Genomic DNA, 279 nt, shown 5'->3' with positions numbered 1-279 from the left:
AACCTATACCATCTTATTAAATTCCTTTCTCAGCCTTTTGATAATTCGTTTTTCCAGCCTTGATATGTAGGATTGTGAAATCCCCAGCATGTCTGCAACATCTTTTTGGGTTTTCTCTTCTTCTCCTACAAGACCGAACCTGAGCTCCATAATTTGTTTTTCTCGGTCATTCAGCTGATCCAGGGCTTTCATCAAGAGCTTTTTATCCACATTCGCTTCCAGATCCTTTGTAATAATATCATCATCCGTGCCCATGACGTCTGAAAGAAGCAGCTCATT

General features: G+C 40.1%; 1 protein-coding gene. It reads right to left on the bottom strand.

The features are described 5' to 3' along the window. Positions 1 to 3: 3 nt before the first annotated feature. Positions 4 to 279 (bottom strand): sigma-70 family RNA polymerase sigma factor (locus AC1ECF_RS17585; RefSeq protein WP_480390734.1); only part of this gene is annotated, 276 nt, incomplete at its 5' end.

This window comes from Psychrobacillus sp. Z3-81 (assembly GCF_056620325.1).
This window is presented reverse-complemented; position numbering and strand designations above follow the sequence as displayed.